The sequence below is a fragment of the Thalassospira tepidiphila MCCC 1A03514 genome, from assembly GCF_001662875.1.
Taxonomy (GTDB): Bacteria; Pseudomonadota; Alphaproteobacteria; order Rhodospirillales; family Thalassospiraceae; genus Thalassospira; species Thalassospira tepidiphila.
In genome coordinates this window covers 45,178-59,077 of sequence record NZ_JPVZ01000001.1, presented here as the reverse complement: position 1 = coordinate 59,077, position 13,900 = coordinate 45,178, and the positions used below count along the sequence as shown (strand labels likewise).

11 protein-coding genes are annotated in these 13,900 nt (G+C 55.1%); 10 read left to right on the top strand and 1 reads right to left on the bottom strand.

Annotated elements, in window-relative coordinates:
- Positions 1–95: 95 nt before the first annotated feature.
- Complete coding sequence (locus tag TH4_RS00260) at positions 96–530, top strand: DUF1178 family protein (protein WP_064779489.1); 435 nt, start codon at positions 96–98, stop codon at positions 528–530.
- Between the two features lie 15 nt (positions 531–545).
- On the opposite strand, the gene ubiG is transcribed toward TH4_RS00260, so the two are convergent.
- On the bottom strand, positions 546–1,304 hold the full coding sequence (gene ubiG / locus TH4_RS00255) for a bifunctional 2-polyprenyl-6-hydroxyphenol methylase/3-demethylubiquinol 3-O-methyltransferase UbiG (protein ID WP_064779488.1): 759 nt from the start codon (positions 1,302–1,304) through the stop codon (positions 546–548).
- A gap of 140 nt (positions 1,305–1,444) precedes the next feature.
- Between ubiG and TH4_RS00250 the strand changes: the two genes are divergently transcribed.
- From TH4_RS00250 to prfA, 9 genes are all read left to right on the top strand, one after another.
- A complete protein-coding gene (locus tag TH4_RS00250) occupies positions 1,445–2,389 on the top strand; it encodes a hypothetical protein (protein WP_157097677.1) in 945 nt (314 codons plus the stop codon).
- A 354-nt stretch (positions 2,390–2,743) separates the two neighbouring features.
- On the top strand, positions 2,744–3,964 hold the full coding sequence (locus TH4_RS00245) for an aspartate kinase (RefSeq protein ID WP_008891699.1): 1,221 nt from the start codon (positions 2,744–2,746) through the stop codon (positions 3,962–3,964).
- Between the two features lie 140 nt (positions 3,965–4,104).
- Positions 4,105–5,133, top strand: a complete 1,029-nt coding sequence (locus TH4_RS00240) for an NAD(P)H-dependent flavin oxidoreductase (RefSeq protein WP_008891698.1) — start codon at positions 4,105–4,107, stop codon at positions 5,131–5,133.
- 5 nt (positions 5,134–5,138) lie between these two features.
- Positions 5,139–7,421, top strand: a complete 2,283-nt coding sequence (gene ptsP / locus TH4_RS00235) for a phosphoenolpyruvate--protein phosphotransferase (RefSeq protein WP_008891697.1) — start codon at positions 5,139–5,141, stop codon at positions 7,419–7,421.
- Positions 7,422–7,589: 168 nt separating this feature from the next.
- Positions 7,590–8,792: a helix-turn-helix domain-containing protein gene (locus TH4_RS00230; RefSeq protein ID WP_245227650.1), complete on the top strand. Its 1,203-nt coding sequence runs from the start codon at positions 7,590–7,592 to the stop codon at positions 8,790–8,792.
- Positions 8,793–8,972: 180 nt separating this feature from the next.
- Positions 8,973–10,097: a flavodoxin-dependent (E)-4-hydroxy-3-methylbut-2-enyl-diphosphate synthase gene (gene ispG / locus TH4_RS00225; RefSeq protein WP_063088957.1), complete on the top strand. Its 1,125-nt coding sequence runs from the start codon at positions 8,973–8,975 to the stop codon at positions 10,095–10,097.
- Between the two features lie 128 nt (positions 10,098–10,225).
- On the top strand, positions 10,226–11,467 hold the full coding sequence (gene hisS, locus TH4_RS00220) for a histidine--tRNA ligase (protein ID WP_064779971.1): 1,242 nt from the start codon (positions 10,226–10,228) through the stop codon (positions 11,465–11,467).
- 7 nt (positions 11,468–11,474) lie between these two features.
- Positions 11,475–12,821 carry a glutamyl-tRNA reductase gene (hemA, locus tag TH4_RS00215; RefSeq protein ID WP_064779486.1) on the top strand — a complete coding sequence of 449 codons (1,347 nt, stop codon included), beginning with the start codon at positions 11,475–11,477 and terminating at the stop codon, positions 12,819–12,821.
- A complete protein-coding gene (gene prfA, locus TH4_RS00210) occupies positions 12,818–13,900 on the top strand; it encodes a peptide chain release factor 1 (protein WP_008891692.1) in 1,083 nt (360 codons plus the stop codon). The genes hemA and prfA overlap by 4 nt, the downstream gene beginning before the upstream one ends.

The window sequence follows — 13,900 nt, the reverse complement described above, 5'->3', positions numbered from 1 at the left end:
CCCGCAGGCTGGCGATCCCCGCCGATGCGCGCCATATGATCTGTATCTGATAGTGTTATCGTTTTGCTACTGGTTTGGCTTATACACGTACCATCATGATTCTATTTCAGCTTAAATGCGAACATGATCACGAATTCGAAGGTTGGTTCAAGGACGGCGCAACATATGACGCGCAGGCCGCCAGCGGGGATTTGTCCTGCCCGGTGTGTGGAACGTCAAATGTTGGCAAGGCCCTGATGGCGCCGCGTTTGCGCACGTCGCGGCAAAAAGAAGCCGCTGCTGAAAAACAACAGCAAAAGGCAATCGCCGAAGCGACCCAGGCCGCAATTGCCGAAATTCGCAAACAGGTCGAAAGCAATTGCGAAAATGTCGGCAACAAGTTTGCCGAAGAAGCCCGCAAAATCCATTACGGCGAAACCGAAAAGCGCGGCATTTATGGTCAGGCGTCGCTTAAGGAAACAGCCGAGCTGGTCGATGAAGGCATCGATGTCATGGCGTTGCCGTGGGATGACGGAACCAAAAAGAACTGACGCGATCCAAGAAGATCAGTCAGGCTTTTTGGCAATCACCATATAATTCACATCAAGATCACGCGGGGCGGGCGACCATGTGTCGTTGAACGGGTTATAAGCCACCCCGGTGATATCTTGAAGGTCCAGACCGGCACCACGCAGATAGCCCGACATTTCCGATGGTTTGACAAATTTCCGCCAGTCATGGGTGCCCGCAGGCAGCCAGCGCAGAACATATTCCGCGCCGATCTTGGCCAGGGCCAGTGACTTGATCGTGCGGTTCAGTGTGGCGACAAACATCAAGCCACCCGGTTTGAGCACCGATGCACAGGCCTGCATGAAGAATTGCGGGTCATCGACATGTTCGATGACTTCCATGTTCAAAACGATATCAAACTGCTTGCCCTCATCGGCCAGCATTTCCGGTGTTGCGCAGCGATAGTCGATTTCAAGACCGGATTGTGCGGCATGGATTTTGGCGACTTCGATATTGCTTTCGGACGCGTCAATCGAGGTCATCTTTGCCCCCATGCGCGCAAGCGGCTCGGACAACAAACCAGCCCCACAACCGATATCGATGATTTCGATGCCTTTAAGCGGCTCAATCGTTTCCGGATCGCGGCCAAGATGCGCACAGATATTGTCGCGCAGGATTTGCAGGCGCACCGGATTGAATTTGTGCAGCGGCTTCATCACACCATTTGGATCCCACCACTTTTCAGACATCGCAGAAAAACGTGCGATTTCATCGGCATTGGCGGTGCGGCTGGTGGGTGCGGATGCGTCCGACATGGTGTGGCTCCGAAGGCGTGTCAGTAAATCAAGTTATCTTCTGAATTGTTTACGCGCGCTCACGTGTCGAAGCAACTTGTTCTTGATGCAGGTTTTTATTTTAAGTAGTATTTATTTTTTCAATACTTTCGGAGGTTGTGGTGCGATTTTGGCTTGAGTACTTGAGGATTGTGGCTTGCTTTTGCTTGCTAATCGGCGCGGGTTTTTGGGCCAAAGAGCAGGTTCTTTCTCGCGAGGTAATGTCTGTGATTTCGGACGGAATGATGACTGATGTCCGCGATACAGCGAAGAGAGAGATACTAGCAAATGCACTTTCTACGAATGTTCTCGATGAATACATAGACAAAATGGAAACCTATGCACCTTCATTGAATGAGTTTATAGCGCGGATTGCAGCCTCAGGATCTCCGGAGCAGTTTTGGCAGGCAATTTGTTCGCCTCTATCTGGGAATTCATCACAATACGTATTTCGCGCGAGTTTTGGTTTGCCGAATAGTCGCGACGATCAGTCACTGTTCTCAGAACTTTCTGTTAGGTATGGGACTCTTCATAAAGGAAATAACTCTACTTTTATTCAGAGTCATCCAATTGGGTATCTGAACGAAGTTGAATTGAATAAATTCGCATCAAGAGATGAAGCCGTAATATGTAAAGGGGGAATGTTTTCGTCAGATAACGAGGCAGCAAAGGTTGCGAAGTTTTTCTTGGACGGCGTTAGCGAAACGACATTCCTTCAGATCAAAGATGGTCTAGTTGAAGAATTCAACGGTGTATTCGATAAGGCTAACAATGATTTGCAGGACGCGATAGCCTCGAAAGAAACCATATCCGCCCAAACGGACAGGGCTTTTGAGCGGGCAACTGTTGGGCTCGAAGTCTCCATTGTCTATCTGCTGCGATCGGTTGGGGTCATGGCTGCGGTAGTTTTTTCAATGGTTTTTGTTGTTAAAACCATGTTTGCAGACATCAATCTTATTAGAGGGGTCAAAAGACTAAACTGCTTTAGGAAAATGGCAAATGATGAAGGCGTGGAAGACATCGTGTCGTTCCTTGAAAAGTTGAATGAAATCGATAGAGGGCGATAGGTGCATAATAGGATCGCCGACCGCTTTATAGCGTGCAACGTGAAGCAGGATTTGTCCTCCGGTTGAGAGAAGACTGATTCTGAAGAAGCGTGATTGAAATGTCGTGCTCGTGGTTATGATGGGCTCTGACTTAGTGGCATTCGTGGAGTTGAATCTTCCCCATTGAAAAAAAGTGCCCTTCGAGTAGTGGTCGGCATCCTTGAAGCTTGTTTCATGTGAATTATGGCAGTATTGATAACGCCGCTTGGATCAGGGAAAGCGCTGTGAGTGCGGCATGCTATCCTGAGCTGAGACCGGATCACATGCCGTCACGTTCGGACAGCCGATGGACGGCGAGCATAGCGGGGATACTTCATGGCCCGTATTGTCATGAAATTTGGCGGCACTTCGGTCGCCGATGTCGAGAAAATCAAGAATGTCGCGCGCCGGGTGAAATCCGAGGTCGATGCCGGCAATCAGGTTGCTGTTGTCGTGTCCGCCATGTCGGGCAAGACCAACGAACTGGTTGGCTGGGCGCAGGAAGTTTCGCCGATGTATGATGCACGTGAATATGACGTGATCGTATCGTCGGGCGAACAGGTGACTGTCGGTTTGCTGGCAATGGCGCTGCAAAGCATGGATGTGCCTGCACGTTCCTGGCTTGGCTGGCAGATCCCGATCAAGACCGACGGCGCACATGCCAAGGCCCGCATCAAGGAAATCGACACCACCGAGCTTGATAAGCGCATGAATGGCGGCGAAGTCGTTTGCGTGGCCGGTTTCCAGGGGATCGCACCCGACAACCGTATCACCACCCTTGGGCGTGGCGGTTCGGATACGTCGGCGGTCGCCCTTGCCGCGGCACTCAATGCTGATCGTTGCGACATCTATACCGATGTCGATGGTGTTTACACCACCGATCCGCGCATTGTGCCCAAGGCGCGCAAGATCGAAAAGATTACCTACGAAGAAATGCTGGAACTCGCATCCCTTGGTGCAAAGGTTCTGCAAACCCGTTCAGTCGAGATGGCAATGAACCATCGCGTGCGGGTGCAGGTCCGTTCTACCTTTAGTGATGCAGAAGGAACACTTGTTGTAGACGAGGACGAGATCGTGGAACAGGAAGTCGTCAGCGGAATTGCCTATAGCCGTGATGAAGCCAAGATCACCTTGGTGAAAGTTGCGGACAAGCCAGGCATTGCCGCTTCAATCTTCAGCCCGCTGGCTGATGCCAATATCAATGTCGACATGATCGTGCAGAACGTCTCAGAAGACGGCAAAAGCACGGACATGACCTTTACCGTTCCGCGTGGTGAATTCCAGCGTGCGCTTCAGGTGATCGAAAAGAACAAAGACAAGATCGCCTATCAGGAACTGCTCAGCACCTCTGATGTGACCAAGGTGTCGATCATTGGTGTGGGTATGCGTTCCCACGTCGGTGTCGCGCGCAAGATGTTTGAAACCCTTGCGGAAAAAGGCATCAACATTCAGGTCATCTCGACCTCGGAAATCAAGGTCAGTGTTCTGATCGCCGAGGAATATACCGAACTTGCCGTTCGTGCGTTGCACACGGCATACGGTCTGGATGCCGAGTAAGTTCAACAGTTTGGCGATTAAGCCGCTGTTAAATTACCTGTAATAATACATACTAGCTGGAGCAGTGTGTTTCAGCCTTTGTAATGAAATGGCAGGAGACCACTGGTCTCCTGCGTTTTCTGCTTTGGGGTACAGAGAATATGAGTGATCCGAAAATTGACGCCGCACGGGCGCGCCTGGAAAACCTGTGGGCATCGGGCAAGGAATTCCTTGGCACCGACTACGCCATCATGGCCGGCGCCATGTCCTGGGTTTCAGAGCGTCACCTTGTTTCGGCGGTCTCCAATGCGGGTGGTTTTGGTGTGATTGCCTGCGGGTCGATGACCCCGGATCTGTTGTCGGCCGAAATCGCCGCCACCAAGGAAATGACCAGCAAGCCGTTTGGCGTCAACCTGATCACCATGCACCCGCAGCTCAATGAGCTGATTGAAGTGTGCCGTGAACACAGTGTTGGTCATGTGGTTCTTGCTGGCGGCCTGCCGTCATCAAACTCGATCAAGCAGGCCAAGGAATTTGCCAAGGTTATCTGCTTTGCCCCGGCACTGGTTCTGGCCAAGAAGCTGATCCGCTCGGGTGCCGATGCGCTGGTGATCGAGGGCAGCGAAGCTGGTGGCCATGTTGGCCCGGTATCGCTGACGGTTCTGGCACAGGAAATCCTGCCGGAAGTTTCCGACATTCCTGTTTTCTGTGCCGGGGGGATTGGCCGCGGTGAAGCGATTACCGGTTTGCTTGAGCAGGGGGCATCGGGTGTCCAGATCGGCACGCGGCTTGTTTGTGCCGAGGAATGCATTGCGCATCCTGACTTCAAAAAGGCCTTTATCCGCGCAAGTGCGCGCGATGCGGTGACCACCGTGCAGCTTGATGACCGTTTCCCGGTCATTCCGGTACGCGCGCTTGCCAACAAGGGCACCGAAGAATTCCGCAACACCCAACGTGCCGTGATTGAAAAGTTCCGCGCAGGCGAGCTTGACCAAGGCGCTGCACAGCTTGAAATTGAACATTTCTGGGCGGGTGCCCTGCGCCGTGCGGTGATCGATGGTGACGTCGAAAGCGGATCGGTTATGGCAGGACAGTCGGTTGGTATGGTAAAGAAAGAACAACCGGTTTCCGAAATCCTCGAAGAGTTGGTCGAACAGGCCGTTCAATCCCTGGTTAAGAGAGACAGCTAAGTCAAATGAGCATTCCGTCCGCCGCAGTCACAGGTCCGCGACGCCTTCTAAAGCGTGTGCGCGACGTCATGGCTGGACCGGGGACTGCTGAAGAACGCCTCGGACAGATTGTGACCATCATTGCTGCTGATATGGTGGCGGAGGTGTGCTCGGTCTATGTGATGCGTGCGGGCGAAGTGCTGGAACTGTTTGCGACCTGTGGTCTGTCCAAGGAAGCAGTTCACTTGACCCGCCTTCGTGTGGGCGAGGGGATTGTCGGTTTTGTTGCGGCCCATGCCCGCCCGCTTAACCTCAAGGACGCGCAAGGCCATCCGAACTTTGCCTATCGTCCGGAAACCGGCGAGGAAATCTATCATTCGATGATCGGTGTGCCGATCCTGCGCGGTGGCCGTATCATCGGTGTGCTTGCCGTGCAGAACCGGACCGAACGCCTGTATTCCGAGGACGAACAGGAAGCGCTTGAAAACGTCGCCATGGTGCTGGCCGAAATGGTCGCCGGTGGCGAACTTGTCAGCCGCGAGGAACTGATCCCGGCCGACGGTATTGCGTTGTTGCCGCTGCGTCTGGGCGGGGCGCGTCTGGCACCAGGGATCGGCAAGGGCATTGCCGTATTGCACGAGCCGCGCATCGTCATCGACCGCATGGTTTCGGACGACCCGGAAGAAGAACTGACGCGCCTGCGCGAAGCCATGCACGGTCTTCAGAACCATCTTGATAAGATGCTGGAAGCCGTTTCTGGCATCAACGGCATGGATGAAGGCGATGACCCGGGCGACATCCTTGAAGCTTATCGGATGATTGCTCAGGATACCGGCTGGCTGAACCGCATTACCGAGGCGGTACATACCGGCCTGACGGCCGAGGCCGCGGTTCAGAAGGTGCATGACGACACCCGCGCGCGTATGGCGCAGGTGACCGACCCCTATTTGCGCGAACGGTTGCACGATCTTGAAGATCTGGCCAACCGATTGCTGCAGCATCTTTCGGGGCAGTATCAATCCCCGGCCTTTGGCGATCTGCCCGATGATATCATTCTGGTGGCGCGCAATATCGGCCCGGCAGAACTTCTTGATTATGATCATACCCGTCTGCGCGGTCTTGCCCTTGAAGAAGGGTCGCACACCTCGCACGTCGCAATCGTTGCGCGCGCCCTTGATATCCCGGTTCTGGGTGGGGTCAAAGGGGTGCTTGATAAGGTCGAGGCCGGTGATCCGCTGATTGTCGATTCCGATAACAGCCAGCTGTTCGTTCGGCCAAGCGAAGACGTGCGCGCAGTGATTGACGGCGCGTTGCGCGCCCGGGCAGAGCGAAAGGCGCTTTATGCCCAGATGCGTGACCTTCCGGCGGAAACGACCGACGGGGCGGAGATTTCACTTAACGTGAATGCCGGGCTTTTGATTGATGTTCCGCATGTGATTGAAAGCGGGGCCGACGGGATTGGCCTCTATCGGACGGAAATTCCGTTCATGGTGCGATCCGCCATGCCTGACATTACCGATCAGACCCGGCTTTATGACCGTATTTTCGAACAGGCCGAAGGCCGACCGGTGGTTTTCAGGACTCTTGATGTGGGTGGTGACAAATTGCTGCCCTATTGGGAGGATATGACAGAAGAGAATCCGGCGATGGGCTGGCGATCGATCCGGATTACACTGGATCGTCCGGCGGTGCTTGTGCATCAGTTGCGTGCACTGATCCGGGCCGGGCATGACCGCGATCTTTATGTCATGTTCCCGATGATCGCCGAAGTTGCTGAATTTGATCAGGCAAAGGCGGTTCTTGATGAGCAGCTCAAACGTGAAGCCGTACGCGGATTTATCCCGCGCAAGGTTGAAGTCGGAGCAATGCTTGAAGTCCCCGCCCTGATCTGGCAGGCTCCGGCCTTGCTGCAACGGGTTGATTTCCTCTCGGTTGGGACGAATGATCTGTTGCAGTTCATGTTTGCTGCTGACCGCGGCAATCCAAGGATCGAGGGCCGGTATGACACGCTGTCACCAAGTGTGTTCGCATTCATGCGCCAGTTGGTGACACTGTGCGATCAAAAGGACGTTCGCCTGACCATCTGTGGTGAAATGGCGGGACGTCCGCTTGAGGCGATGGCCCTTATCGGTTTGGGAATTAAACGCTTGTCGATGGCGCCTGCCTCTGTTGGTCCGGTCAAGGAAATGGTCAGAAGCATGTGTAAGTCTGAAGTCGAGAGTTATATTCTGACGATAATGGATAATCCGACCAGATCATTGCGTTCGCGTCTTAAGGCTTTCGCAATAGATCACGGTGTAAAACTTTAAAAACAATCGCTTTTGGTGGGGATATCTGCTAGTTTTATTGCTAGATCGTAACGTGGGGGTGCGCAGTTGGCGATCAAAAAGCGAAAGGAAGATCATTTGGATGACGAAACCCGAGAACGCCTTCGTTTCAGGCCTTTGTCCGGGGATTCGTCTGCAAATGACAGTGTGATGGACGAACATAAAGACCAGATCGGTGGTTATACCGAGGTCGGGAGCCTTTTAAAGGCGACCCGCGTTGGTTTGGGGCAAACAGTCGAAGACGTTTGCCGCATGCTTCGTATTCGCAAAATTTACATCGAAGCCATTGAATGCAGCGACTATGCGGCATTGCCGAATGGTCCTTATGGCCTTGGCTTCGTAAAGGCATATGCCGAACATCTTGGACTGGACGGTGCAGAAATCGCACGTCGCTTCCGCGCAGAAAGCAATGCGCCGGCCGTGCGTAGTGAACTGTCCTTCCCAAAACCCGTACAGGAAAGCCGTGTACCCGGTGGGGCGGTATTGCTGATCGCGGTTATGCTTGGTCTTGGTGCTTATGGCGGATGGTACTACCTGTCGAGCCAGGGCAAAACCATTGCCGATCTGGTTGATCCGTTGCCAGAGCGGCTTGCAAGCTACTCGACAACGGCAAGCCAGGATTTAGCGCCGCGTAATCTTGAAAACGCCGCAGATGCACAGGCCGCCGAGGCAGAAATAACAACGCCTGCACCGGTCATTGCCGATCAGGAGGTACCAGTTGCCTCTGCACCGGAAAGTGCCGGCAGCACGGATGCACCGGTTGAAGAAACCACCGTTTCCGAGGCCCCGGCCGCAGAACCAGCATCTGAACCCGTAGCCGAAGTCGCAGAAGCAACCGAAGAACCGGCAGAAGCACCAGTCGTGTCCGAGGAAGTTGCTGAAGCCCCGGCGCAGGAAGCTGCACCCGTTGCCAACGAAGTGGTAACCACCACAGAACAGGCACCGGTTGAAGCCGAAGTCGCAGAGGCACCAGCCGCAGAAACGCCGGCTGCACCGGCAGCGGAAGTTGCATCGGTTCCCGCGGCACCCGAAGTTGACGAGGCCGGTGGCGCACGCGTATTTGGCGCGGTCAATGTTGATAGCCGTGTCACCATTTCGGCGGTGGAAACCAGCTGGGTTCGTATTCGCGAGGCAGATGGCAATGTTCTGCTGACCCGGATGCTGACAGCCGGTGATACCTATATGGTGCCGAATCGTGACGGTTTGAAACTTGAAGTCGGCAATGCCGGTGCCCTGACCTACAGCATTGATGGTTCCGAAGCCCAGCCGGTTGGGGAATATGGCGCGGTGATTTCGGACTTCTCGCTTGATGTTGGTGATCTGACCCAGGCAGAAGAACCAACCGTTCAATAGGTTTGGCCAACGCCTGCGGGCGATGAAAACAGACAAAATGCGAAAGGCGATCCGAACGGGTCGCCTTTTTCGTGACAGCTATGCGAAATCTGGCGGAAAATCTGTTAGCCAACGGTTTCTAAACCGCGTTTGATAAGCTATATACACCCCCAAGACATCTAAAACATTTTGGAACCGGAAATGAGCGTCCGCCCATATCGCGATATTGAACGCCGTCAAAGCCGCAAAATCCGTGTCGGTGACGTGGAAGTTGGCGGGGATGCACCGATCTCGGTGCAGTCGATGACCAACACCCTGACCACCGATGTGAACGCGACCGTTGCGCAGATCCATCGACTGGAAGAAGCCGGTGCGGATATCGTTCGTGTGTCCTGCCCGGATCGGGAATCAACCGCGGCCCTGAAAGACATCATCAAACAGGTGCATGTCCCGATCGTGGCCGACATCCATTTCCATTACAAACGCGCGATCGAGGCCGCCGAGGCAGGGGCCGCATGCCTGCGCATCAACCCGGGCAATATCGGATCGACCGAACGTGTGCGTGAAGTTGTAAAGGCCGCCAAGGATCATGGCTGTTCGATGCGCATTGGTGTGAATGCCGGGTCGCTTGAGAAGGAATTGCTGGAACGTTACGGCGAACCATGCCCAGAGGCGATGGTCGAAAGTGCGTTGAACCACGCCAAAATTCTTGAAGATCAGGATTTCCGTGAATTCAAAATCTCGGTCAAGGCATCTGACGTATTCCTTGCTGTTGCCGCCTATTACGGCCTGGCCGAGGCATGTGACTATCCGCTGCATCTTGGCATCACCGAAGCCGGTGGTCTGCGCGGTGGCACGGTGAAGTCTTCCATCGGCATGGGCAACCTGTTGTGGGCGGGTATTGGTGACACCTTGCGCGTTTCGCTGTCTGCCGATCCGGTTGAGGAAATCCATGTTGGTTTTGATATCCTGAAATCGCTGGGGCTTCGCACCCGTGGGGTTCAGATCATTTCCTGCCCGTCTTGCGCGCGTCAGGGCTTTAACGTGGTTGAGACCGTGGCAGAGCTTGAAAAGCGCCTTGCCCATATCTCGACCCCGATTTCGCTGTCGATCATTGGCTGTATCGTCAATGGCCCGGGCGAAGCGCGTGAAACGGATATCGGGCTGACCGGTGGCGGTGGTGGGAACCACAAGATGTATATTTCCGGCCGCCCGGATCACAATATCAGCACGGAAAAGATGGTCGACCATATCGTCGAACTGGTCGAAGAACGTGCTGCCAAGATCGAAGCCGAAGAAGCCGCCAAGAAAACCGCGGCGGAATAGCAAGGCAGTATTGACTACTTTTGGCTTTCCGCCACACCGGCGGAAAGCTATTTTCATGTTCGCATGTGTTTGCGCCGATTGACGTTTCGCGCAAATATCTGGAATTCAAGTTAGATCGGAGACCCAAAGTGGCATCGCTTCAACCCGTCCGTGGCACGCACGACCTTCTGCCGGAACAGAACCGTCTGCAGGATTACATCGCGAATACCGCACGCGAAATCGGCGAGTTGTATGGCTACCATCGCATGACCACGCCGATCTTTGAATTTACCGAGGTGTTTGCACGCACCCTTGGCGACACGTCCGACGTCGTCACCAAGGAAATGTACACCTTTGAGGATCGCGGTGGCGAACAGATTACCCTTCGTCCCGAAGGAACGGCGGGTATCGCGCGTGCCTATATTTCCAACGGCATGCAGCAGATGTCACCGGTCAAGGTCAGCTATTATGGCCCGATGTTCCGTTATGAACGCCCGCAAAAAGGCCGTCAGCGCCAGTTCCACCAGATCGGTGCCGAACTGCTTGGCGTCGAACAGGTCGCGGGCGATATCGAAATGATTGGCTATGGTGCGCATATCCTAAAGGCCCTTGGTCTTTGGGACAGCATCACGCTTGAACTTAACACCCTTGGTGACCCGGAAAGCCGTGCGGCGTATCGCGATGTGCTGGTTGATTACTTCAAGGGCCATTTTGACAAGCTGTCGGAAGACAGCCGTTCGCGCCTTGAAAAGAACCCGCTGCGGATCCTTGATTCCAAGGACGAAGGCGATCGCGAACTGGTGGCCAATGCGCCGCTGTTTGCCGAATACCTCAACGAGCATTCCAAGGAATTCTTCAAGGCTTTGACCGAGGGCCTTGGCGATATCGGCATCAATTACGAGCTGAACCCGCGTCTTGTGCGTGGTCTTGATTATTACTGCCACACCTGTTTCGAGTTCACCACCAACACCCTTGGTGCGCAGGGTACTGTCATGGCCGGTGGCCGTTATGACGGGCTGATTTCGACCATGGGTGGTCCGCAGACGGCCGGTGTTGGCTGGGCCGCGGGTGTTGAACGCCTGGCATTGATGGTGGGCGAAGCCCCGGCGGGTGCACGCCCCGTGGCGCTGATCCCGATGGGCGACGCGGCCGAGGCCAAATGTCGTACCCTTGCCCAGACCCTGCGCGAGGCGGGTGTTGCGGTCGAGCTTGGCTATTCCGGCAACATGAAAAAACGCATGAAACGTGCGGACAAGGCCAATGCCTGCAAGGCGGTCATCCTTGGGGATGATGAACTTGCCAAGGGTGTGGCTCAGTTGCGCGACCTTGACAGTGGCGAGCAGCAGGAAGTGGCGCTTGATCAACTGGCTGATGTGATCGGCAAAAAGTGAGAATGGTGTGACGGACGCGATTTCGCATGAGGATGCCGGGGATTGGCCGCTGGATCGCCTGATGGTGATCGGCACCAATCATCGGCGCTCAAGCGAGGATACCCGCGACCGTCTTTTCATCGAAGAAGCCCGTCTGCCACAGTTCTTGGCCGCCATTGAACAGGCCCGTTTGGGTCAGGCGGTCGTCGTTTCGACCTGCAATCGCACCGAAGTGCATCTTTTGGCGTCCGAGGCCGAACGCGGGCGTGAACGCCTGATTGATCTGATGTCGCTTTGGGCGGATCTGGATCGGGATCAGCTTGCGACCGAGCTTTACATCCGGTCTGGCCGGGATGCGCTTCGCCATATGTTTGCCGTTGCGGCGTCACTCGACAGTCTGGTGATTGGCGAGCCCGAAGTATTTGGTCAGGTCAAGGATGCCCATCGGATCGCGCGCAAGCATGATCTGGTCGGGCGTGAGTTGGAACTGGTCTATCAGACGGCCTATGCCATTGCCAAAAAGGTCCGCAATCAAACCGGGATCGGGCAGGGGGCTGTATCAATTGCTGCCGCAGCGCAATCGGTTGCGCGCGACCTGCATGGTGACCTTGGTGACTGTACCCTGCTTTTGGCGGGTGCCGGCGACATGGGGGAACTGATCGCCGCATCGCTGGCAGAACGGGGCATCGGACGCATTCTGGTAACAGATCGCTTGGCAGCCCGTGCGCGTCTGGTGGCGCGCAGGCTGGATTGCCACTGGTCGGAAATCGATGATCTGGATCGGCTTCTGGCCGAGGCCGACCTTGTTCTTACCGCAGGTGGATCGCGGCGTTACATGATCGACAAGGATCGTGCGATGGCGGCGGTCAAACGTCGCCGGTTCCGTCCGGTTCTGATGATCGATACGGCCGTGCCGGGGGATATTGATCCGCAGGTCGACGAGATTGACGAGGTTTTCTTTTACCGGATCGAGGATTTGGAAAAGATCGCCGCCGAAGGGCGTGGCGGCCGTGAAGAAAAGGCCGATCAGGCTTGGGCGTTGATCGAAGCGGAAATTGATAACTTTGTGCGTGATCGTGCGCAGCGCGCAGCCGTGCCGGCAATCGCCGATCTGCGCAAACGGTTTGAAGCGGTGCGCGCAGATGCGTTGGCCGAAAGTCATGGGGACGCGGAAAAGGCGACAAGGCTTTTGATCAATCGCCTTTTGCATACGCCGACACAGGCATTGAAAGATTTGGCGACGACAACAGACGGTGCGGGCACCGTGGAATGGGTCAAGGCCCAGAAACTGCTGTCGCGCCTGTTTGAACTTGAAGACAAGCCGCTTGGCCGCGATGACGTGCCCGGCGACCCTGAACAGGAGAATAAAGAGTGAGTTTGGACCTTGGGAAACTCGAAGGCGTTACACGCCGGTTCGACGAACTCAATTCGCTTCTTTCAAGCGGAGAGCTTGATGGGGATGGCTTTTCCAAGCTGTCGCGCGAACATGCAGAACTGGCCCCGGTGGTCGAGGCGATTGAGGCATATAAAAAGCTTCTAAACGATCTGGAAGAAGCCGAGGAAATCCTGGCCGATCCGCAAAGCGATCGCGATATGCGCGAAATGGCCGAGGCCGAAAAATACGACATTCAGGATAAGCTGCCCGAGGCAGAGCGTCAGATGAAGCTGATGCTGATCCCGAAAGATACGGCCGACACCAAGAACGCCATCCTTGAAATTCGCGCTGGCACCGGCGGTGAAGAAGCCGCCTTGTTTGCCGCTGATTTGTACCGCATGTATCAGCGTTACGCCGAAGGGCGCGGCTGGAAGTTCGAGCAGATGGATGCCAGCGAAAACGATCTTGGCGGTTTCAAGGAAGTCATCGTCAACGTGTCGGGTACCGATGTGTTTGCCCGTCTGAAGTTTGAAAGTGGCGTGCATCGCGTGCAGCGCGTGCCGGTGACCGAAGGTGGCGGGCGTATTCATACATCGGCCGCGACCGTGGCCGTGCTGCCAGAGGCCGAGGAAGTTGATATCAAGATCGATCCGAAGGATCTGCGCATTGATACCTATCGATCGCAGGGCGCGGGGGGGCAGCACGTTAACACCACCGATAGTGCTGTGCGCATTACCCATATTCCGACCGGTGTGGTTGCCGCCAGCCAGGAAGCAAAGTCGCAGCACAAGAACAAAGAAAAAGCCATGAAGATGCTGATGTCGCGTCTTTATGATCAGGAACGCGAAAGCAAGGACAGCGAACGTGCGGCCGACCGTAAATCACAGGTCGGGTCGGGTGACCGCTCGGAACGCATTCGCACCTATAACTTCCCGCAAGGGCGCGTGTCAGATCATCGCATCAACCTTACACTTTATCGCCTGGATGATTTTATTGCCGGTGGTCCGGCGGTTGATGAAATGATTGATGCCCTGATCGCCGAGGAGCAGGCCCAGAAGCTTGCCGAAATTGAAAGCTGA

Excerpts from the sequence above, each read along its gene's own strand:
- TH4_RS00260 (WP_064779489.1), top strand. The coding sequence starts at position 96 with ATGATTCTATTTCAGCTTAAATGCGAACATGATCACGAATTCGAAGGT.
- ubiG (WP_064779488.1), bottom strand. The coding sequence starts at position 1,304 with ATGTCGGACGCATCCGCACCCACCAGCCGCACCGCCAATGCCGATGAA.
- TH4_RS00245 (WP_008891699.1), top strand. The coding sequence starts at position 2,744 with ATGGCCCGTATTGTCATGAAATTTGGCGGCACTTCGGTCGCCGATGTC.
- TH4_RS00240 (WP_008891698.1), top strand. The coding sequence starts at position 4,105 with ATGAGTGATCCGAAAATTGACGCCGCACGGGCGCGCCTGGAAAACCTG.
- ptsP (WP_008891697.1), top strand. The coding sequence starts at position 5,139 with ATGAGCATTCCGTCCGCCGCAGTCACAGGTCCGCGACGCCTTCTAAAG.
- TH4_RS00230 (WP_245227650.1), top strand. The coding sequence starts at position 7,590 with ATGGACGAACATAAAGACCAGATCGGTGGTTATACCGAGGTCGGGAGC.
- ispG (WP_063088957.1), top strand. The coding sequence starts at position 8,973 with ATGAGCGTCCGCCCATATCGCGATATTGAACGCCGTCAAAGCCGCAAA.